This window comes from Citrobacter sp. KH_055_1 (assembly GCF_057838705.1).
Genome location: NZ_CM174473.1, coordinates 3,280,717 through 3,299,489, shown reverse-complemented (window position 1 = coordinate 3,299,489; position 18,773 = coordinate 3,280,717). Strand labels below are relative to the sequence as shown.

The 18,773-nt window shown below is 53.2% G+C and carries 18 protein-coding genes; 14 read left to right on the top strand and 4 right to left on the bottom strand.

Translation table 11 applies throughout. The annotated features are described in order from the left end of the window. Positions 1–82: 82 nt before the first annotated feature. The 5 genes from AC3ITF_RS15645 (at position 83) to AC3ITF_RS15625 (ending at position 3,760) form a co-directional block, all read left to right on the top strand. Positions 83–805: a DUF969 domain-containing protein gene (locus tag AC3ITF_RS15645; RefSeq protein WP_489175817.1), complete on the top strand. Its 723-nt coding sequence runs from the start codon at positions 83–85 to the stop codon at positions 803–805. After that, positions 802–1,797 carry a DUF979 domain-containing protein gene (locus AC3ITF_RS15640; RefSeq protein ID WP_096757849.1) on the top strand — a complete coding sequence of 332 codons (996 nt, stop codon included), beginning with the start codon at positions 802–804 and terminating at the stop codon, positions 1,795–1,797. Before AC3ITF_RS15645 ends, AC3ITF_RS15640 begins: the two co-directional genes overlap by 4 nt. 9 nt (positions 1,798–1,806) lie before the next feature. Beyond that, positions 1,807–2,451, top strand: a complete 645-nt coding sequence (gene pcp / locus AC3ITF_RS15635) for a pyroglutamyl-peptidase I (RefSeq protein WP_117342247.1) — start codon at positions 1,807–1,809, stop codon at positions 2,449–2,451. 14 nt (positions 2,452–2,465) lie between these two features. Further along, on the top strand, positions 2,466–3,257 hold the full coding sequence (gene nei / locus AC3ITF_RS15630; RefSeq protein ID WP_174360650.1) for an endonuclease VIII: 792 nt from the start codon (positions 2,466–2,468) through the stop codon (positions 3,255–3,257). A gap of 86 nt (positions 3,258–3,343) precedes the next feature. Continuing rightward, entirely contained in the window at positions 3,344–3,760 is a 417-nt protein-coding gene (locus AC3ITF_RS15625; protein WP_181596913.1) for a hypothetical protein, read from the top strand. A gap of 9 nt (positions 3,761–3,769) precedes the next feature. Here AC3ITF_RS15625 and AC3ITF_RS15620 read toward each other — a convergent pair whose 3' ends face one another. The 3 genes from AC3ITF_RS15620 to AC3ITF_RS15610 all read right to left on the bottom strand — a co-directional run bounded on the left by AC3ITF_RS15620 (position 3,770) and on the right by AC3ITF_RS15610 (position 6,555). Then, positions 3,770–4,819: an AbrB family transcriptional regulator gene (locus AC3ITF_RS15620; protein ID WP_135912381.1), complete on the bottom strand. Its 1,050-nt coding sequence runs from the start codon at positions 4,817–4,819 to the stop codon at positions 3,770–3,772. A 174-nt stretch (positions 4,820–4,993) separates the two neighbouring features. After that, positions 4,994–6,277 carry a citrate synthase gene (locus AC3ITF_RS15615; RefSeq protein WP_115259051.1) on the bottom strand — a complete coding sequence of 428 codons (1,284 nt, stop codon included), beginning with the start codon at positions 6,275–6,277 and terminating at the stop codon, positions 4,994–4,996. A 188-nt stretch (positions 6,278–6,465) separates the two neighbouring features. Beyond that, entirely contained in the window at positions 6,466–6,555 is a 90-nt protein-coding gene (locus AC3ITF_RS15610) for a hypothetical protein (protein ID WP_423250628.1), read from the bottom strand. 416 nt (positions 6,556–6,971) lie between these two features. Here AC3ITF_RS15610 and sdhC point away from each other — a divergent pair, with 416 nt between their 5' ends. The 9 genes from sdhC to AC3ITF_RS15565 all read left to right on the top strand — a co-directional run bounded on the left by sdhC (position 6,972) and on the right by AC3ITF_RS15565 (position 17,887). Next, positions 6,972–7,376: a succinate dehydrogenase cytochrome b556 subunit gene (sdhC, locus tag AC3ITF_RS15605; protein WP_161959010.1), complete on the top strand. Its 405-nt coding sequence runs from the start codon at positions 6,972–6,974 to the stop codon at positions 7,374–7,376. Further along, positions 7,370–7,717 carry a succinate dehydrogenase membrane anchor subunit gene (sdhD, locus tag AC3ITF_RS15600; RefSeq protein WP_115259050.1) on the top strand — a complete coding sequence of 116 codons (348 nt, stop codon included), beginning with the start codon at positions 7,370–7,372 and terminating at the stop codon, positions 7,715–7,717. The genes sdhC and sdhD overlap by 7 nt, the downstream gene beginning before the upstream one ends. Beyond that, positions 7,717–9,483, top strand: coding sequence for a succinate dehydrogenase flavoprotein subunit (gene sdhA, locus AC3ITF_RS15595; RefSeq protein WP_115259049.1), 1,767 nt, complete (start codon positions 7,717–7,719; stop codon positions 9,481–9,483). Before sdhD ends, sdhA begins: the two co-directional genes overlap by 1 nt. A gap of 15 nt (positions 9,484–9,498) precedes the next feature. Then, on the top strand, positions 9,499–10,215 hold the full coding sequence (gene sdhB, locus AC3ITF_RS15590; protein ID WP_115259048.1) for a succinate dehydrogenase iron-sulfur subunit SdhB: 717 nt from the start codon (positions 9,499–9,501) through the stop codon (positions 10,213–10,215). Between the two features lie 385 nt (positions 10,216–10,600). Beyond that, on the top strand, positions 10,601–13,402 hold the full coding sequence (gene sucA / locus AC3ITF_RS15585) for a 2-oxoglutarate dehydrogenase E1 component (protein WP_117342253.1): 2,802 nt from the start codon (positions 10,601–10,603) through the stop codon (positions 13,400–13,402). Positions 13,403–13,416: 14 nt separating this feature from the next. Continuing rightward, positions 13,417–14,640 carry a 2-oxoglutarate dehydrogenase complex dihydrolipoyllysine-residue succinyltransferase gene (gene odhB / locus AC3ITF_RS15580; protein ID WP_117342254.1) on the top strand — a complete coding sequence of 408 codons (1,224 nt, stop codon included), beginning with the start codon at positions 13,417–13,419 and terminating at the stop codon, positions 14,638–14,640. 91 nt (positions 14,641–14,731) lie between these two features. Further along, on the top strand, positions 14,732–15,898 hold the full coding sequence (sucC, locus tag AC3ITF_RS15575) for an ADP-forming succinate--CoA ligase subunit beta (RefSeq protein ID WP_096757838.1): 1,167 nt from the start codon (positions 14,732–14,734) through the stop codon (positions 15,896–15,898). After that, entirely contained in the window at positions 15,898–16,767 is an 870-nt protein-coding gene (gene sucD / locus AC3ITF_RS15570; RefSeq protein ID WP_115259045.1) for a succinate--CoA ligase subunit alpha, read from the top strand. Before sucC ends, sucD begins: the two co-directional genes overlap by 1 nt. Before the next feature lie 226 nt (positions 16,768–16,993). Next, entirely contained in the window at positions 16,994–17,887 is an 894-nt protein-coding gene (locus AC3ITF_RS15565) for a PocR ligand-binding domain-containing protein (protein WP_174360651.1), read from the top strand. Here the strand turns inward: AC3ITF_RS15565 and cobA are convergent. Continuing rightward, positions 17,866–18,654, bottom strand: a complete 789-nt coding sequence (gene cobA, locus AC3ITF_RS15560; protein WP_146717153.1) for a uroporphyrinogen-III C-methyltransferase — start codon at positions 18,652–18,654, stop codon at positions 17,866–17,868. The genes AC3ITF_RS15565 and cobA overlap by 22 nt on opposite strands. Positions 18,655–18,773 lie beyond the last annotated feature (119 nt).

Here is an 18,773-nt window from a genome sequence, read left to right as displayed (position 1 = left end):
ACAGAAGTAAGTGACTGGGGTGAACGAAGGCAGTCAACGCACCTGCAGCTTGAAGTATGACGAGTTTTAACAGGAATGAATTATGGAAGAGGTAATTTCTCTTTGGCCATTGACGGGGATCGCCGTCATCGTGGTCGGATTTCTTTTACGTTTTAGCCCGGTATTGGTGGTTATCATTGCCGGGATCGTCACCGGGTTGGCGGCGCATATGCCGATCGCCACTATCCTCGAAAAACTGGGTGAAGGTTTTCTCAACACCCGCAACCTGCCGTTTATCTTATTGATTCCACTGGCGGTCATCGGCCTGCTGGAGCGCCATGGCCTGAAAGAACGCGCCCAGGCGTGGATCGCGAAAATCCGTAGCGCCACCAGCGGCCGTTTGCTGATTGTCTATCTGTTTATTCGTGAAGCGACCGCCGCGCTGGGACTAACCAGTCTGGGGGGGCATCCGCAAATGGTGCGTCCGCTGCTGGCGCCGATGGCAGAAGGGGCCGCTGAGAAAAATCACGGTGAACTGCCAGGCTCTGTACGCTATCGCCTGCGTGCGATGTCAGCGGCGACCGATAACGTTGGGCTGTTTTTCGGCGAAGATATCTTTGTTGCCTTTGGGGCAATCATCTTCATGCACAACTTTATGCTGGAGTCCGGCGGGATCCAGACCGAGCCGTTGCACATTGCCCTGTGGGGGATCCCAACGGCGATTTGTGCCTTCCTGATCCACGGTGCGCGCTTGTGGCGGCTGGATAGCTATCTGCAACGAGAAGTCGCGAAAGCGAATGCCGCAGCGAAAGGAGAAGCGAAATGAATTTTCAGCAAAGCTATCTCTACTGGCTGGCGGGTGCGGTCTTGTTGATTGTGGCCGTGATGTCCTGGCAGGACAAAGCGAACCCCCGGCGTTTAACCACCGGTCTGTTCTGGGGCGTGTATGGTCTACTGTTTTTGCTGGGTGACTGGACCTATTCACTGTTTGGCGATAAACGTACGGTGCATATCGCGGTGGGTATCGCGGTGGTCGTACTGGCGCTGATCGCCGGTTTTGGCGGCGTGAAGCTCGGCAGCTACCATCAACGTACGCAACAACAGCGTGAAGAAAGCGCCAGTCGACTGGGCAACCGGCTGTTTTTCCCGGCGCTGGCGATCCCGGTGGTCACTGTTGTCGGTGTGCTGATGTTCAATCATATTCCGGGTTTACAGAATGCGCTGTTTGGGCCGGGGAATCACGCCACGCTGGTGACGCTATTTTCCATGACCGCCGGTTCGCTGATTGGTCTGGCAATGGCGGTTAAAATGACCCATGAGCGGGCACATCAGCCGATTCAGGAAGCGCGTCGTCTGCTGGACTCCATCGGCTGGGCGTTCATTCTGCCGCAAATTCTTGCCACGCTCGGACTGCTGTTTACGGCGGCGGGCGTCGGCAGCGGCATTTCGTATCTGACGCAGGAATATCTGGCGGTGGACAGCCGCTTTATTGCGGTGGCGGTGTATACCATCGGTATGGCGTTGCTGACCATGATTATGGGTAACGCCTTTGCCGCCTTCCCGATTGTGACCGCCGGGATTGGGATTCCAATCCTCGTCTTGCAGCACGGCGGCAATCCGGCGGTGATGGCGGCAATTGGTATGTTCTCCGGGTATTGCGGAACGCTGATGACGCCGATGGCGGCAAACTTTAACATCGTGCCAGCGGCGCTGCTGGAGCTGCCGGATAAAAACGCGGTGATTAAAGCGCAGGTGCCGACCGGCATCCTGCTGTTGCTGGTGAATGTGTTCCTGATGTATTTCCTGATGTTCCTGTAAGGAGGAAGGATGAAAACGGTATTAATCACCGGATTTGAACCCTTTGGCGGCGAGTCAGTTAACCCTTCCTGGGAAGTGGTCTCGGGGCTCGACAATGCTATCATCGCTGGATGCCGCGTCGTGGCGCGCCAACTGCCGTGCGTATTTGGTGAATCTCTGGCAGTGCTCAATAGTGCGATTGATACGCTGTCACCGTCGCTGGTGCTGGCGGTCGGTCAGGCCGGAGGTCGTACAGACATCACCGTTGAACGCGTTGCTATCAACGTGGACGATGCGCGTATTGCGGATAACCGTGGCCAGCAACCGGTAGATGAACCGATTGTGGCCGATGGCCCGGCGGCGTGGTTCAGCACACTGCCGATCAAAGCCATGGTGGCGGCCATGCGCAGCGCTGGTATTCCGGCATCGGTTTCGCAAACCGCAGGTACCTTCGTCTGTAACCACGTGATGTATGGGCTGCTGCACAAACTGCGAGATACGCCGACGGTGAAGGGGGGATTCATTCATATCCCTTATCTTCCACAGCAGGCCGCAGCCCATCCCGGTGCGCCAAGTATGGCGAGTGATACGGTGCGTCGCGCGCTGGAAATTGCCATCGTCACGGCGTTACAGGTGGAGCGCGATATCGCCGTGACGGGCGGTGCAACACATTAACAAAGGACAGTATTATGCCTGAAGGTCCGGAGATCCGCCGCGCGGCGGATACCCTGGAGGCGGCAGTCAAAGGCAAACCGTTGACGGATGTCTGGTTTGCCTTTGAGCAGTTAAAACCGTATCAATCTCAACTGATTGGGCAGCGTATTACCCAGCTCGAAACGCGGGGTAAAGCCTTACTCACCCATTTTTCCAATGGTCTGACGTTATATAGCCATAATCAACTGTACGGCGTCTGGCGGGTAGTGGACACGGGGAATATCCCGGAGACTACCCGCGTGTTGCGCGTCAGGTTGCAAACCGCCGATAAAACTATCCTGCTCTATAGCGCGTCGGATATCGAAATACTGACGCCAGAACAGCTCACTACCCACCCTTTCCTGCAGCGGGTAGGACCGGACGTGCTGGATCTGCACTTAACACCCGCTGAAGTCAAAACGCGTCTGCTGTCACCGCGCTTTCGCAATCGGCAGTTTTCCGGCCTGCTGCTGGATCAGGCGTTTCTCGCGGGATTGGGTAACTACCTGCGGGTAGAGATCCTCTGGCAGGTTGGGCTGACGGGGCAACATAAAGCGTCGCAGCTAAGCGAACAACAGTTGGACGCGCTGGCGCAGGCGCTGCTCGATATTCCGCGTTTATCCTATAACACTCGTGGACTGGCTGATGAGAATAAGCATCACGGGGCGCTGTTTCGCTTTAAAGTCTTTCACCGCGACGGTGAAGCCTGCGAGCGATGCGGCGGGATTATTGAAAAAACGATGCTGTCGTCAAGACCATTTTACTGGTGTCCGGGTTGTCAGAAATAACATAACATGACGCGGTCCCGGTGATGCAGAGGGATATGTCGAATAAGGTCACCTGAATCTCTCAAGGTGATGAGCAGGAGTGGAATATGGATGTTAATCGTTTTTTTTGTACCGCCTTACTTATCGCAACAGCCGGTTTCTTTGCCACGTCGGCCAGTGCTGCTGAATCGGTAGCCCCTCAATGTGAGTCCGGGCCGCGGGATATGGAATATATTTATGAACACGGAGCCCAGACTCGTTGTTTTTACCCTGCCATGACGCTGGAAGAAACGTATCAGGCACTGAGAAAAGCACGGTCGGACCGTCAAAACCTGACACCCACGTTGACCCCAGGCAAGGATCGTAAAATAGAAAATCTTGGGGATACGGATCTCGTGGAATATGTCTGGAAAGGCAAAAACAATCTGCATATTACGCAGAATTTTCCGGGTGGTATGACCGAGTTTATGTTTACCGTGGATAAATCCGGAACGACCGTGACGGAGATTGGTCACCCGGATTAACGCCCCGCGTTAAGACGGCGGTTTTCTCGGCGCATGTGCCGAGATAAAGCGGGCGATGGCCGGCCCGGTGAGCAAAATGCTGAACAGCCGCAGGGTTTGCATTGCCATGATCAGCGCCATATCGGCGTGGCTTCCTGCGGCAATCACTGCGACGGAGTCCACGCCACCAGGACTGGTCGCCAGATAAGCGGTGAGAAAATCTATTTGCATGTAATGCGCCAGTCCCCACGCCATGGCGGCGCAAATCGCCATCAGTGAAAAAATGGACAACAGGATCTGTGGCAACGGGCGCAGCGCCATAAAAAAGATCTGCTTGTCAAAACCGAGACCAATTTGCCAACCGATGGCCATATAGGCTATCGCCAGCAGCCATTCCGGCAGTTCAATCACCATCACGCCGCCTGCGTTCAGCAGCGCGCCAGCCAGCATCGGCAGCAGCATCACGCCTGAAGGTATACGCAGTAAGCGTCCGGCAGTACCAGCCACCACGGCCAGCAACAGGGTGCTGAACAAATTGCTGCTCAGCGGCGGAAACCAGACCATTTGCTCGCTGACCGCTTGCGCCCGATCGCCCATTACCAGTCGGGTGACCAGTGCCGCAGCGCCAACCACCAATAGCACGCGCAGATACTGCATAAACGCCACCAGACGGATATCGGCGCCATATTCCTGGGCCATCGCAACCATTGCCGCCGCACCGCCGGGTGAAGATCCCCACGCGCCGGTATTGCCCGGCAGCTTACTGTAGCGAACCAACAGCCAGCCTATTGCGGTGCTGGAGATAAGGGTCGCCAGCAGGATGGCAATCACCACCGGCCAGTGTGCCGCCAGCGTTGTAAAAATGGAGCCGGTGAGGTTTTGCGCAATCATGCAGCCGAGAATGGCCTGTGCAGCAAGAAAGGTACAGCGAGGCGGGTGCAGGGCAATGCCACGCAAACTGAACAATATGCCAACGATCATTGAACCGAGCAGTAGCGGTCCCGGGAGATGGATAAACAGAAAGAGCAGGGAAAGAAGTAATGACAGCACAAACAATGCGGCCCACTGCAAAACAGGCATCCCATGCTCCTGAGTATAATTAAGTAACACTCAGTAAATCATAGAGAAAGCTGGATGAAAACAACGGGAGTCAAGAAAAAGAAAGAATGTGCCGGGCATAGCAAGATGCGGATTATCCGGCCTACGGAAATAAAAACGTAGGCCGGATAAGCGATAGCGCCATCCGGCAGAGAATTAGCGCTTAATATCAGCCTTAAAATCACGCTTGTCGTAGCCGGTGTACAGCTGACGAGGACGGGCGATTTTCATGCCGTCGGTGTGCATTTCGTTCCAGTGAGCAATCCAACCAACGGTACGCGCCATGGCAAAGATCACGGTGAACATGGAAGACGGAATGCCCATCGCTTTCAGAATGATACCGGAGTAGAAGTCGACGTTCGGGTACAGTTTCTTCTCGATGAAGTACGGGTCGTTCAGCGCGATGTGCTCAAGCTCCATCGCCACTTCCAGCAGATCATCTTTAGTGCCCAGTTCTTTTAGCACTTCATGGCAGGTTTCACGCATCACGGTGGCGCGCGGGTCATAGTTTTTGTAAACACGGTGACCAAAGCCCATCAGGCGGAAAGAGTCATTTTTGTCTTTCGCGCGGCGCACAAATTCAGGAATGTGTTTAACCGAGCTGATTTCTTCCAGCATCTTCAGTGCGGCTTCGTTTGCGCCGCCGTGTGCCGGTCCCCACAGGGAAGCAATACCGGCAGCGATACAGGCAAACGGGTTAGCGCCAGAAGAGCCCGCGGTACGTACGGTAGAGGTTGAGGCGTTCTGTTCGTGGTCGGCGTGCAGGATCAGAATACGGTCCATTGCGCGTTCCAGAATCGGATTCACTTCGTATTTTTCGCACGGCGTGGAGAACATCATGTTCAGGAAGTTACCGGCGTAAGACAGGTCATTGCGCGGGTAAACAAACGGCTGGCCGATGGAGTATTTGTAGCACATTGCGGCCATGGTCGGCATTTTGGACAGCAGACGGAAGGCGGCAATTTCACGATGGCGCGGATTATTCACGTCCAGAGAATCGTGGTAGAACGCAGCCAGCGCCCCGGTGACACCGCACATCACGGCCATCGGGTGGGAGTCGCGGCGGAAACCGTGGAACAGACGGGTGATCTGCTCGTGGATCATGGTATGGCGAGTGACCGTGGTTTTGAACTCGTCGTACTCTTCCTGCGTCGGTTTTTCACCGTACAGCAGGATATAACACACTTCCAGATAGTTAGATTCGGTTGCCAACTGGTCAATCGGGAAGCCGCGATGCAGCAAAATACCTTCGTCACCGTCGATGAACGTAATTTTGGATTCGCAGGATGCGGTAGAGGTGAAACCTGGGTCAAAAGTAAACATGCCTTTTGAGCCAAGGCTACGAATATCAATAACGTCCTGACCGAGCGTGCCTTTTAGCACATCCAGTTCGATAGCAGTATCACCGTTTAGAGTGAGTTTTGCTTTAGTATCAGCCATTTACGGTCTCCTTAGCGCCTTATTGCTTAAGACTACTCAGGTGAGATCTGTTTCAACTCATCAATTAACCGTTACCACTTTGTTATTCGGCTCGCCGCTCTGCGAAGAGGAGAAAACCAGGGTACAGAGCAATGGGCGCTTGCAGGTAAATCAGTTAACTCATGGTGAATTAGCAACAAATCAACAACTTAGCAATCCGAATTATTAAACCTGTCTACACTAATAACTGTCCTGAATTCATTGGTCAACCTTTCCACACTGTTACATAACTTACTCATCGGTGAAAGAGTGACCCCATAACTTTTACGCATTATATGCTTTTTCTGGTGTCGTTTGTAACAAGTTTGTTTAATGATTGTCAAATCAGATGATTAAAAATTAAAATAATGTTGTTATCGTGACCTATGTCACTGTTCGGGATAAAACCCGACAAACTATATGTAGGTTAATTGTAATGATTTTGTGAACGTCCTATACTGCCGCCAGGTCTCCGGAATACCCTGCAATCCCGAGCCAACCAGCGTTGTAACGTGTCGTTTTAGCAACTGGAAGCAGTGTTTTATATGACGCGTAGTTATAGTAAGGACGCTGTCTGACCCGCACGCAGACCGGAGGAAGGAAATCCCGTCGTCTTTCAGGCAACAGGAGTCTTCATCTTCTGTACCCGAAGTCTAAAGGGAATAATAAGAACAGCATGTGGGCGTTATTCATGATAAGAAATGTGAAAAAACAAAGACCTGTCAATCTGGATCTGCAAACGATTCGGTTCCCAATCACGGCGATAGCGTCCATTCTCCATCGCGTATCTGGAGTGATCACCTTCGTGGCGGTCGGGATACTGTTGTGGTTATTGGGTACCAGCCTTTCCTCCCCTGAAGGTTTCCTCGCGGCGTCTTCCATTATGAATAACTTCTTTGTGGAGTTAATTCTGTGGGGAATTCTGATAGCGCTGGCCTACCACGCCGTCATGGGCATTCGCCATCTGTTGATGGATTTTGGCTACATCGAAGAAACCCTCGAAGCAGGGACGCGTTCTGCCAAAATTTCTTTTGTTATCATTGTCGTGCTTTCACTTCTCGCAGGAGTCCTCGTATGGTAAGCAACGCCTCCGCATTAGGACGCAACGGCGTACATGACTTCATTCTGGTCCGTGCTACCGCTATCGTTCTGACGTTATACATCATCTATATGGTCGGCTTCTTCGCCACCAGTGGCACGCTGACCTGGGAAATCTGGACCGGTTTTTTCTCATCGGCATTCACCAAAGTCTTCACCCTGCTGGCACTGTTTTCTATCTTGATTCATGCCTGGATCGGCATGTGGCAGGTGTTGACCGACTACGTTAAACCACTGGCCGTGCGCCTGATTCTGCAACTGGCGATTGTCGTTGCACTGGTGGTTTACGTCATTTATGGATTCGTTGTGGTGTGGGGTGTGTAATGAAACTGCCAGTCAGAGAATTTGATGCTGTTGTGATTGGTGCCGGTGGCGCAGGTATGCGCGCGGCGCTGCAAATTTCCCAGAGCGGCCAGACCTGTGCGCTGCTCTCCAAAGTGTTCCCAACCCGTTCCCATACCGTTTCCGCGCAGGGTGGCATCACCGTTGCGCTCGGTAATACCCATGAAGATAACTGGGAATGGCACATGTACGACACCGTTAAAGGGTCGGATTACATTGGTGACCAGGACGCGATTGAATATATGTGTAAGACCGGCCCGGAAGCGATTCTGGAACTGGACCATATGGGCCTGCCGTTCTCGCGTCTTGACGATGGCACTATCTATCAACGTCCGTTTGGTGGCCAGTCGAAAAACTTCGGCGGCGAGCAGGCGGCACGTACTGCAGCAGCAGCTGACCGTACCGGTCATGCGCTGTTGCACACGCTGTATCAGCAGAACCTGAAAAACCATACCACCATTTTCTCTGAGTGGTACGCGCTGGATCTGGTGAAAAACGCCGATGGCGCAGTGGTCGGCTGTACCGCCCTGTGTATCGAAACCGGTGAAGTGGTTTACTTCAAAGCCCGCGCCACCGTGCTGGCGACCGGCGGCGCAGGCCGTATTTACCAGTCCACCACCAACGCGCATATCAATACCGGTGACGGCGTTGGCATGGCAATCCGTGCCGGTGTACCGGTGCAGGATATGGAAATGTGGCAGTTCCACCCAACCGGTATCGCCGGGGCAGGGGTTCTGGTCACTGAAGGTTGCCGTGGTGAAGGCGGTTACCTGCTGAACAAACACGGCGAGCGCTTTATGGAGCGTTATGCCCCGAATGCGAAAGACCTGGCGGGTCGTGACGTGGTGGCGCGTTCTATCATGATCGAAATCCGTGAAGGTCGTGGCTGTGACGGTCCATGGGGCCCACACGCCAAGCTGAAACTCGACCATCTGGGTAAAGAGGTTCTTGAGTCCCGTCTGCCGGGCATCCTTGAACTCTCCCGTACCTTTGCTCACGTTGACCCGGTGAAAGAACCTATTCCGGTTATCCCAACCTGCCACTACATGATGGGCGGCGTGCCGACCAAAGTGACCGGCCAGGCGCTGACCGTGAACGAGCAGGGCGAAGACGTAGTGATTCCTGGGCTGTTTGCGGTGGGCGAAATCGCCTGCGTATCGGTTCACGGCGCCAACCGTCTGGGCGGCAACTCGCTGCTGGATCTGGTGGTGTTCGGTCGTGCGGTGGGTCTGCATCTGCAGGAATCTATCGCCGAGCAGGGTGACCTTCGCGATGCAACAGAAGACGAGATTGATGCTTCTCTGGAACGACTGAACCGCTGGAACGGCAACCGTGACGGCGAAGATCCTGTGGTCATCCGTAAAGCGCTGCAGGAATGTATGCAGCATAACTTCTCGGTATTCCGTGAAGGTGACGCGATGGCGAAGGGTCTTGAAGAGCTGAAGGTGATTCGTGAGCGCCTGAAAAATGCCCGTCTGGATGATACCTCCAGCGAGTTCAACACCCAGCGCGTTGAGTGTCTGGAGTTGGATAACCTGATGGAAACTGCTTACGCCACGGCGGTGTCTGCAAACTTCCGTACCGAAAGCCGTGGCGCGCATAGCCGCTTCGACTTCCCGGAACGTGACGATGAAAACTGGCTGTGCCATTCCCTGTACCTGCCAGAATCGGAATCCATGACACGACGTCAGGTCAACATGGAACCGAAACTGCGCCCGGCATTCCCGCCGAAGATTCGTACTTATTAATGCGGAGACAGGACAATGAAACTCGAGTTTTCAGTTTATCGTTATAACCCAGACGTAGACGATGCTCCGCATATGCAGGATTACACCCTGGAAGCGGAAGAAGGTCGCGACATGATGCTGCTGGATGCGTTGATGCAGCTGAAGGAAAAAGACCCGTCACTGTCGTTCCGTCGCTCTTGCCGTGAAGGCGTTTGTGGCTCCGACGGCCTGAACATGAACGGCAAAAATGGTCTGGCCTGTATCACACCTATTTCTGCGCTGAATCAGCCGGGCAAAAAAATTGTCATCCGCCCGTTGCCGGGTTTACCGGTGGTGCGCGATTTGGTGGTAGACATGGGGCAATTCTACGCACAGTATGAGAAGATTAAACCTTACTTGTTGAATAATGGGAAAAATCCACCGGCTCGTGAGCATTTACAAATGCCTGAGCAGCGTGAGAAGCTCGATGGGCTGTATGAATGTATTTTATGTGCATGCTGCTCAACGTCCTGCCCGTCATTCTGGTGGAATCCGGACAAGTTTGTTGGCCCGGCGGGTCTGCTGGCTGCGTATCGCTTCCTGATTGATAGTCGCGATACCGAGACCGACAGTCGCCTGGAAGGTTTAAGTGACGCTTTCAGCGTATTCCGCTGCCATAGCATCATGAACTGCGTCAGTGTATGTCCTAAGGGGCTGAACCCGACGCGCGCTATCGGCCATATTAAGTCGATGCTGCTGAAGCGTAGTGCATAAGTCGTTGTTGCCGGATGGCGACGTAAACGTCTTATCCGGCCTACGGGATTGTACCTGTAGGCCTGATAAGTGAAGCGCCATCAGGCAAATCGTTAATGCAGGAAACCTCTAAAAACTGCCTCTTATCTCTGACAGTTTTTAAAGGTTCCTTCGCGAGCCAAACAAAAAGAGCTCGCAAGTGAACCCCGGCACGCATACGCGTATGCGTGGTAGTATCCACGGCGAAATACTCGTCATAGTTCAGGTTGCATGTGCGTTGGCTGCACTTGCTCACCCCGGTCACTTACTGGCTGTAAGCTCCCAGGGATTCGCAAGCTTGCCGCCTTCCTGAAACGTGAACTATTTAGAGTATTAAATAAGCAGAAAAGATGCTTAAGGGATCACGATGCAGAACAGCGCTTTGAAAGCCTGGTTGGACTCTTCTTACCTCTCTGGTTCGAACCAGAGTTGGATAGAACAGCTCTATGAAGACTTCTTAACCGACCCTGACTCGGTAGATGCTAACTGGCGTTCGACGTTCCAGCAGTTACCTGGTACCGGAGTCAAACCGGATCAACTCCATTCAAAAACGCGTGATTATTTCCGTCGTCAGGCGTTGGCTACCCCACGTTACTCTTCTTCTATTTCCGACCCTGATGCCAATGTGAAGCAGGTTAAAGTCCTGCAGCTCATCAACGCATACCGTTTCCGCGGCCATCAGCATGCGAATCTCGATCCGCTGGGACTGTGGCAGCAAGAAAACGTGGCCGATCTGGATCCGTCTTTCCACGATCTGACCGAAGCCGATCTTCAGGAAAGCTTTAACGTCGGTTCTTTTGCCGGTGGCAAAGATACGATGAAGCTGGGCGAGTTACTGGAAGCACTGAAGCAAACTTACTGCGGCCCGATTGGCGCCGAGTACATGCACATCACCAGCACCGAAGAGAAACGCTGGCTTCAACAGCGTATCGAATCCGGTCGCGCGGCGTTCAGTGGCGAAGAGAAAAAACGTTTCCTCAGTGAACTGACCGCAGCAGAAGGTCTGGAGCGCTACCTGGGGGCCAAGTTCCCGGGTGCTAAACGCTTCTCGCTGGAAGGCGGCGATGCGTTAATTCCGATGCTCAAAGAGATGATTCGCCATGCCGGCAACAGCGGCACGCGTGAAGTGGTTCTGGGCATGGCGCACCGTGGTCGTTTGAACGTGCTGGTGAACGTGCTGGGTAAACGTCCACAAGAACTGTTCGACGAATTTGCGGGCAAACATAAAGAACACCTCGGTACCGGTGACGTGAAGTACCACATGGGCTTCTCATCGGATATCGAAACCGAAGGCGGTCTCGTTCACCTGGCGCTGGCGTTTAACCCGTCGCACCTGGAAATCGTCAGCCCGGTGGTTATCGGTTCCGTTCGTGCGCGTCTGGACAGACTGGATGAGCCGAGCAGCAATAAAGTTCTGCCGATCACCATTCACGGTGACGCAGCGGTAACCGGGCAGGGCGTGGTTCAGGAAACCCTGAACATGTCGAAAGCGCGCGGCTACGAAGTCGGCGGCACCGTTCGTATCGTTATCAACAACCAGGTCGGATTCACCACCTCTAACCCACTGGATGCGCGTTCCACGCCGTATTGCACCGACATTGGTAAGATGGTGATGGCGCCGATTTTCCACGTCAATGCGGATGACCCGGAAGCGGTCGCTTTCGTGACGCGTCTGGCGCTGGATTTCCGTAATACCTTTAAACGCGATGTGTTCATTGATCTGGTGTGCTACCGCCGTCACGGCCATAACGAAGCCGACGAGCCGAGCGCAACCCAGCCGCTGATGTATCAGAAAATCAAAAAACACCCGACGCCGCGCAAAATCTACGCTGACAAACTGGAAACCGATAAAGTTGTTACGCTGGAAGACGCGACCGAAATGGTCAACCTGTATCGTGATGCGTTAGATGCGGGTGAATGCGTGGTGAAAGAGTGGCGTCCAATGAACATGCACTCCTTCACCTGGTCACCGTACCTCAACCACGATTGGGATGAGAACTACCCGAGCAAGGTTGAAATGAAGCGTTTGCAGGAACTGGCAAAACGCATCAGTACCGTACCTGAAGCGGTTGAAATGCAGTCGCGCGTCGCCAAGATTTACGGTGACCGTCAGTCAATGGCTGCCGGCGAGAAGCTGTTCGACTGGGGTGGCGCTGAGAATCTGGCCTACGCCACGCTGGTAGACGAAGGCATTCCGGTTCGTCTGTCGGGCGAAGACTCCGGTCGCGGGACCTTCTTCCACCGCCATGCGGTGATCCACAACCAGGCGAACGGTTCAACCTACACCCCATTGCAGCACGTGCATAACGGTCAGGGCACGTTCCGCGTATGGGACTCCGTTCTGTCTGAAGAAGCAGTGCTGGCATTTGAATACGGCTACGCCACGGCTGAGCCGCGCACGCTGACCATCTGGGAAGCACAGTTTGGCGACTTCGCCAACGGCGCACAGGTGGTTATCGACCAGTTCATCTCCTCTGGCGAGCAGAAATGGGGCCGCATGTGTGGTCTGGTGATGCTGCTGCCGCACGGCTATGAAGGTCAGGGTCCGGAGCACTCCTCCGCGCGTCTGGAACGTTATCTGCAACTCTGCGCCGAGCAGAACATGCAGGTTTGCGTCCCGTCTACCCCGGCTCAGGTGTACCACATGCTGCGTCGTCAGGCGCTGCGCGGTATGCGCCGTCCACTGGTGGTGATGTCACCGAAGTCATTGCTGCGTCATCCGCTGGCGGTGTCCACGCTGGACGAACTGGCTAACGGTGCGTTCCTGCCAGCCATTGGCGAGATTGATGAACTGGATCCGAAAGGCGTGAAGCGCGTTGTAATGTGTTCTGGTAAGGTTTATTACGACCTGCTGGAGCAACGCCGCAAGAATGGTCAGAAAGATGTTGCCATTGTGCGCATCGAACAGCTTTATCCGTTCCCGCATAAAGCGATGCAGGACGTGTTGAAACAGTACGCTCACGTACATGATTTTGTCTGGTGCCAGGAAGAGCCGCTCAACCAGGGCGCATGGTACTGCAGCCAGCATCATTTCCGTGAAGTGATTCCATTTGGGTCTGCTCTGCGTTACGCAGGTCGCCCGGCCTCTGCCTCACCGGCAGTAGGGTATATGTCCGTTCACCAGAAGCAGCAACAAGATCTGGTAAATGACGCGCTGAACGTCGATTAAATAAAGGATAAATAATGAGTAGCGTAGATATTCTTGTTCCCGACCTGCCTGAATCTGTGGCTGACGCAACCGTAGCGACCTGGCATAAAAAACCGGGCGATAGCGTTAAGCGCGATGAAGTGCTGGTAGAAATCGAAACTGACAAAGTGGTACTGGAAGTACCGGCATCAGCGGACGGTATTCTTGATGCGGTTCTGGAAGATGAAGGGACAACCGTCACGTCTCGCCAGATCCTCGGTCGCCTGCGTGAAGGTAACAGCGCCGGGAAAGAGACCAGCGCCAAGTCTGAAGAAAAAGATTCTACTCCGGCGCAGCGCCAGCAGGCCTCGCTCTCCGAGCAGAATAACGATGCCCTGAGCCCGGCGATTCGTCGCCTGCTGGGTGAGCATAACCTCGAAGCCAGCGCCATTAATGGTACCGGCGTCGGCGGCCGCATCACTCGTGAAGATGTTGAAAAACATCTGGCTAAAGCTCCGGCAGCGAAAGCGGAAGCCAAAGCACCGGCAGCCGCACCTGCCGCTCAACCTGCACTGGGTGCGCGTGGTGAGAAACGTGTTCCGATGACCCGTCTGCGTAAACGCGTGGCCGAGCGTCTGCTGGAAGCGAAAAACTCCACCGCGATGCTGACGACCTTCAACGAAGTCAACATGAAGCCAATCATGGATCTGCGTAAGCAGTACGGTGATGCGTTTGAAAAACGTCACGGTATCCGTCTGGGCTTTATGTCGTTCTACGTGAAAGCCGTGGTTGAAGCGCTGAAACGCTTCCCGGAAGTCAACGCCTCTATCGATGGCGATGACGTGGTGTATCACAACTACTTTGATGTCAGCATGGCGGTCTCTACGCCGCGCGGCCTGGTGACTCCGGTTCTGCGCAATGTTGACCTGCTGGGTATGGCTGACATCGAGAAAAATATCAAAGAACTGGCAGTGAAAGGTCGCGACGGCAAGTTGACGGTCGAGGATCTGACGGGCGGGAACTTCACTATCACTAACGGTGGTGTGTTCGGTTCCTTGATGTCTACGCCGATCATCAACCCGCCGCAGAGCGCCATCCTGGGTATGCATGCCATCAAAGACAGGCCGATGGCGGTAGACGGCAAGGTTGAAATCCTGCCGATGATGTATCTGGCGCTGTCTTATGACCACCGTCTGATCGATGGTCGTGAGTCAGTGGGCTTCCTGGTGACCATTAAAGAGTTGCTGGAAGATCCAACGCGTCTGCTGTTAGACGTGTAACTATAAAGAGTATCACCTGCCCCGTAGGTCTGCGGCCTTATCAGGCCTACGGGTTATAAGATAACGATTACCTGAAGGATGGACAGAACACATGAACTTACATGAATATCAGGCAAAACAACTTTTTGCCCGCTATGGCTTACCGGCACCGGTGGGTTATGCCTGTACTACTCCGCGTGAAGCCGAAGAAGCTGCCTCTAAAATCGGCGCAGGTCCATGGGTAGTAAAATGTCAGGTTCACGCTGGTGGCCGCGGTAAAGCGGGCGGTGTGAAGGTCGTTAACAGCAAAGAAGACATTCGCGCTTTTGCTGAACACTGGCTGGGTAAACGTCTGGTCACTTACCAGACGGACGCCAATGGCCAACCGGTAAATCAGATTCTGGTTGAAGCTGCGACCGATATTGGTAAAGAACTTTACCTCGGCGCTGTGGTTGACCGTAGCTCCCGTCGCGTGGTCTTTATGGCCTCTACCGAAGGCGGCGTGGAAATCGAAAAAGTCGCGGAAGAAACCCCGCACCTGATCCACAAAGTCGCACTGGATCCGCTGGCGGGCCCAATGCCGTATCAGGGACGTGAGCTGGCATTCAAACTGGGTCTGGAAGGTAAACAGGTTCAGCAGTTCACCAAAATCTTTATGGGTCTGGCGACCATCTTCCTTGAGCGTGACCTGGCGCTGATCGAAATCAACCCGTTGGTTGTCACCAAGCAAGGCGACCTGATTTGCCTCGACGGCAAACTGGGTGCTGACGGCAACGCACTGTTCCGCCAGGCTGACCTGCGCGAAATGCGCGACCAGTCTCAGGAAGATCCGCGTGAAGCGCAGGCAGCACAGTGGGAGCTGAACTACGTTGCGCTGGATGGCAACATCGGTTGCATGGTTAACGGCGCGGGCCTGGCGATGGGCACCATGGACATCGTTAAGCTGCACGGCGGCGAACCGGCTAACTTCCTCGACGTTGGCGGCGGCGCGACCAAAGAACGCGTGACCGAAGCGTTCAAAATCATCCTTTCTGACGACAATGTTAAAGCCGTTCTGGTTAACATCTTCGGCGGTATCGTACGTTGCGACCTGATCGCTGACGGTATCATCGGCGCGGTAGCGGAAGTGGGCGTTAACGTACCTGTTGTTGTCCGTCTGGAAGGCAACAATGCCGAACTCGGCGCGAAAAAATTGGCTGACAGCGGCCTGAATATTATTGCAGCGAAAAGTCTGACGGATGCAGCTCAGCAGGTTGTTGCCGCAGTGGAGGGGAAATAATGTCCGTTTTAATTAATAAAGATACCAAGGTAATCTGCCAGGGCTTCACCGGCAGCCAGGGGACATTCCACTCAGAACAAGCGATTGCTTACGGTACACAAATGGTCGGCGGCGTTACGCCGGGCAAAGGCGGCACCACCCATCTGGGTCTGCCGGTGTTCAACACCGTACGTGAAGCGGTAGAAGCGACCGGCGCGACTGCGTCAGTTATCTACGTACCGGCACCGTTCTGCAAAGACTCCATTCTGGAAGCTGTCAACGCGGGCATCAAACTGATCATCACCATCACCGAAGGTATTCCGACGCTGGATATGCTGACCGTGAAAGTAGCGCTGGATGAAGCAGGCGTGCGTATGATTGGCCCGAACTGCCCAGGCGTTATCACCCCGGGCGAATGCAAAATCGGTATCATGCCGGGTCACATTCACAAACCGGGCAAAGTGGGCATCGTTTCCCGTTCCGGTACGCTGACCTATGAAGCGGTTAAGCAGACCACTGACTACGGTTTCGGCCAGTCCACCTGTGTGGGCATCGGTGGGGATCCAATCCCTGGTTCTAACTTTATCGACATTCTGAAGCTGTTCCAGGAAGATCCGCAAACCGAAGCGATCGTCATGATCGGTGAGATCGGCGGCAGCGCGGAAGAAGAAGCCGCAGCCTACATTAAAGATCATGTGACCAAACCGGTTGTCGGCTACATCGCTGGCGTGACCGCGCCGAAAGGTAAACGTATGGGTCATGCGGGCGCGATTATCTCTGGTGGTAAAGGGACAGCGGATGAGAAGTTCGCTGCACTGGAAGCCGCTGGTGTGAAAACCGTACGCAGCCTGGCTGATATCGGCGAAGCGCTGAAGACCGTGATTAAGTAATAAGTAAAAAAACAGCCCTGACTATCAATATGGTCAAGGGCTGTTCCCGTTTCGACATGGTTGGCCATCTGATGATGGCCTTTTTTATTTTCTGCAATCCACTATCTTGAAATTTGATCACAATCATCTTCACAAATGAGATTATTTTTTGCGGTCAGCATCATTCTTTCTTTAGACTAAATTCTGCATATTACCGGCTTTAATATCAACATTGCCGGAGGATGGCGTGCCGCTGAAAATTAAGGATGACGACTTACAGTGTTTTTTCTCCATCGCCGATGTTTTTGCCAGAGCGACAGGATTAGCGACGGTAGTGATTGATGTTACAGGCAAGGTGATATCGGATTGCCATAATTTTAACGCATTCTGTACACTCATGCGTACCAATGAACAGTACCGAGCGAGTTGTCAAAAGTGTGATAAGTATTGCGCTTTTGAAGGGTTAAAACAGCTAAAACCAAGAATACTCTGCTGTTATGCAGGATTAAGCCTCTTCTCAATGCCACTCATTAATGAAGGGAATCTTTGCGGTTTTATTATCTGTGGCCAAGTACGAGCCAAATATCAGGAATATAAAACGATAGTTATAGATGAGCAATCACAATGGATGAACGACCCTGAAATAAAGGCTGCATGGGATCGCGTGATTGTTGTGGATAATAATATATTGACCGCGTCGGCAAACTTACTGAACTTTATTGTTAATAATTATGAACGAAAGAATACGGTAGATGAAATGGTTAATAACCCTAAAGTAAGCGCCCCGCAGATTTATTTTACTGAGCTTTCCCGGCATGAAAAGAAACTCATGGAAGCGCTACGTTATATTGATGAGAATTTATATAGTGAGCTATCTCTTGAATCCGTGGCAGCGCATGTATGTTTGAGTGCTAACTATTTTAGCCGCTTCTTTAAGAAACGTCAGGGAGTGAATTTTAAAACATGGGTGAATCAGAAGAAAATGCAAAAAGCGGGCGAATTATTGCATGATCCTGTGCATTCAATAGACAGCATTGCCCGGAAACTTCAGTACGCGCAAACTAGTTACTTTTGCCGTGTTTTCCGGGCGGCGCATCAAACGTCACCCCAGTCTTTTCGTCACGCGAGACTTTCGCAGTAGAAGCTTTCCGGTAGCGCGAGGGCTGCAGGAATAAAAGACAGTCTGTCGCTTAGGGTCACAACCTCACCGATAACGATCAGCGCGGGTGGCACGATGTTCGCTTCCTGCGCTTTGTTCAGTAATGACCCCAATGTACAAGTCAGTCGGCGCTGATTCTCCCGCGTAGCGGACATGATAATAGCGGCGGGGGTGTCGGCAGATTTTCCCCCCATGAGCAACTCTTCACAAATAAACGCCAGATTGGCGATCCCCATCACGATAACCAGCGTACCGTTGAGTTTGGCCAGCTGACGCCAGTCCTGCTGCTGATTTCCTTCACGCGTATGACCGGTGACCACGTGAAATCCTGAAGCATAATCGCGATGCGTGACTGGAATACCGGCGCAGGTCAGGCCGCCAATAGTGGAACTGATGCCGGGTACGACTTCAAAAGGTATGCCGATTTCCACGAGGTCCTCAACTTCTTCAGCCCCCCGGCCAAACACGTAAGGATCGCCGCCTTTTAAGCGCACGATATGGTGATGGGTTTCAGCATACTGGACCAGCAGCGCGTTGATTTCATCCTGTGGCACACAATGAAAGCCCGGATTTTTGCCGACATTGATGAGCTTGCAATCAGGTACCGCCCATTCCAAAATTTTAGGATTGACCAGCCTGTCGTAAATAATGACATCGGCTTGCTTAATGCACATCATTGCTTTGAGGGTGAGTAACGATATATCACCGGGACCGGCGCCAACGAGCCAGACCTTTCCGAAAGTTTTCACATTGTGTCCTTTATCACGTCTAACATTAGAATGGCAGAAACTACATCAAGGAATGATTAAAAGCAGTCGTTTGCCGGGTGGTTATAACACTAAATTATCCTAAAATATCGCAGCAATAA

Excerpts from the sequence above, each read along its gene's own strand:
- AC3ITF_RS15645 (WP_489175817.1), top strand. The coding sequence starts at position 83 with ATGGAAGAGGTAATTTCTCTTTGGCCATTGACGGGGATCGCCGTCATC.
- AC3ITF_RS15640 (WP_096757849.1), top strand. The coding sequence starts at position 802 with ATGAATTTTCAGCAAAGCTATCTCTACTGGCTGGCGGGTGCGGTCTTG.
- pcp (WP_117342247.1), top strand. The coding sequence starts at position 1,807 with ATGAAAACGGTATTAATCACCGGATTTGAACCCTTTGGCGGCGAGTCA.
- nei (WP_174360650.1), top strand. The coding sequence starts at position 2,466 with ATGCCTGAAGGTCCGGAGATCCGCCGCGCGGCGGATACCCTGGAGGCG.
- AC3ITF_RS15625 (WP_181596913.1), top strand. The coding sequence starts at position 3,344 with ATGGATGTTAATCGTTTTTTTTGTACCGCCTTACTTATCGCAACAGCC.
- AC3ITF_RS15620 (WP_135912381.1), bottom strand. The coding sequence starts at position 4,819 with ATGCCTGTTTTGCAGTGGGCCGCATTGTTTGTGCTGTCATTACTTCTT.
- AC3ITF_RS15615 (WP_115259051.1), bottom strand. The coding sequence starts at position 6,277 with ATGGCTGATACTAAAGCAAAACTCACTCTAAACGGTGATACTGCTATC.
- AC3ITF_RS15610 (WP_423250628.1), bottom strand. The coding sequence starts at position 6,555 with ATGAGTAAGTTATGTAACAGTGTGGAAAGGTTGACCAATGAATTCAGG.
- sdhC (WP_161959010.1), top strand. The coding sequence starts at position 6,972 with ATGTGGGCGTTATTCATGATAAGAAATGTGAAAAAACAAAGACCTGTC.
- sdhD (WP_115259050.1), top strand. The coding sequence starts at position 7,370 with ATGGTAAGCAACGCCTCCGCATTAGGACGCAACGGCGTACATGACTTC.
- sdhA (WP_115259049.1), top strand. The coding sequence starts at position 7,717 with ATGAAACTGCCAGTCAGAGAATTTGATGCTGTTGTGATTGGTGCCGGT.
- sdhB (WP_115259048.1), top strand. The coding sequence starts at position 9,499 with ATGAAACTCGAGTTTTCAGTTTATCGTTATAACCCAGACGTAGACGAT.
- sucA (WP_117342253.1), top strand. The coding sequence starts at position 10,601 with ATGCAGAACAGCGCTTTGAAAGCCTGGTTGGACTCTTCTTACCTCTCT.
- odhB (WP_117342254.1), top strand. The coding sequence starts at position 13,417 with ATGAGTAGCGTAGATATTCTTGTTCCCGACCTGCCTGAATCTGTGGCT.
- sucC (WP_096757838.1), top strand. The coding sequence starts at position 14,732 with ATGAACTTACATGAATATCAGGCAAAACAACTTTTTGCCCGCTATGGC.
- sucD (WP_115259045.1), top strand. The coding sequence starts at position 15,898 with ATGTCCGTTTTAATTAATAAAGATACCAAGGTAATCTGCCAGGGCTTC.